This is a genomic window from Kluyvera georgiana ATCC 51603 (assembly GCF_001654985.1).
Classification (GTDB): Bacteria; Pseudomonadota; Gammaproteobacteria; order Enterobacterales; family Enterobacteriaceae; genus Kluyvera; species Kluyvera georgiana.
The window spans coordinates 1-1418 of sequence record NZ_LXEU01000119.1; the positions used below are offsets into that span (position 1 = coordinate 1).

Below are 1418 nucleotides of genomic sequence, written 5' to 3' on the forward strand. Positions count from 1 at the left end.
GGCCTAATGCTGGTCACTTAAGGTGACCAGCAGCCTTTCTATCCGGATACTTTTTGCATTTTGCTCTCACTTCTCGTGGGTAACTTCGTTCCCTTCTTAGCGGCAACACGCAGTGCCTCGCCTGCTCGTAAAACCTTTTCAGTTCCCCCGGTACGGTTCCCGGTGATGCCCACGGCAGCGTTATCAGTAACCGCATCATCTCCGTTATTGCACTGCTGAAGCTCAGCTGATATGGCAGATAATCTCCTTTCAGATGGAACGCCATCCTCACCATCTGATAACGCACCAGATTATAGGTCAGCAGCACACCCCACAGCTCCTGTCGCACCATCTCCGGTAACCGGCTGCGTAGCGTCCATCTGTTGCACAGCAGCCCCTGCTTTGCTTCCCGGTAACCCAGCTCGATTTCCCACCGGTGCCGGTATAACTCAGCCACATCGGCTCCCGGATAACGGCAGGCATCTGTCAACGAAGTCAGTATCTGCCGCTCCACGCCATCTATTTTTCTTGTCACCAGTCGCGCCGTGATTTCCTCCGGCAACCCTGACCATTGTTTTTTCGCCTGAGGCGTCGTTCTTATTCTGACCAGACTATCCTGTCGCCCCAGTTTATGGATGACGTCATATTGCACATTCTTTTTCAGCGGCAGCAGCCAGTGCCTGTTTTTACCTGCATTCTGCCAGTGGTGCAGCAGTCCGGGTGAGTAAAAGCCTTTATCGAATAGCGTGATGCTGTTATCTGATGCGCTGGCGCTCAGACGGGCCGCCAGCCGCATTTCATTGACGTCGTAGCGGTCAAATTCACTGCCCTGTATCAGGTGACTGCTCAGCTCCATCAGGCACACCATCCTCACCTGCGGATACCCCCTTTCGCCGTGCTGATTTGACGCTTTACCGAAGGCCTCGTTATTTTCCGGGGTGTCCTGTACGCGCCAGACCACGCCATCAATGCCACAGAGTCTCAGCCCGTGCCAGTGCGGATGATTTGCCTGCTCATGCCAGTGTTGCTGAGTGAGCTCAAACAGTTCCCTGACGGCATTTTCCCCCAGCGTCTTGCGACGCTGAATAACAGAGCTTCTGGCGGTAAAAGGTGAGCCGGAACTGTCCACGATATCCATAAGATTAACAATTTCGGTCAGCGGGCGGTTGCAGAAAACGGACATGCCGACGACAAGCCATATCATTGACTCAAGGGGCAGTTTGCGTTTGCGCAGGGTGACGGTATCGGAAAGGGTCAGCGCCTGACGGATAAGGTCTTCAGGAATGAGGTCGGCGAGATTGCGGGCCTGCTCAGGAGAGGCGAGATTGATGATGCCGAGGGCTTGTGAGAGTTCCATTAAAAAGGGTCCATGCAGAGACATGAACCCTTTGTACATCAACTGTCGGATCGGTCAACCGATCCTTAAACGATCGGCATTA

At 53.8% G+C, this 1418-nt stretch carries 1 protein-coding gene; it reads right to left on the bottom strand.

Going from position 1 to position 1418, the window contains the following annotated elements:
• Nucleotides 1–13 precede the first annotated feature (13 nt).
• Nucleotides 14–1336, bottom strand: coding sequence for an IS4 family transposase (locus M989_RS23915; protein WP_064549238.1), 1323 nt, complete (start codon nucleotides 1334–1336; stop codon nucleotides 14–16).
• Between the last annotated feature and the right edge of the window lie 82 nt (nucleotides 1337–1418).

Bases quoted from the DNA above. Each gene is read 5' to 3' on its own strand.
- M989_RS23915 (WP_064549238.1), bottom strand. From the start codon at position 1,336: ATGGAACTCTCACAAGCCCTCGGCATCATCAATCTCGCCTCTCCTGAG.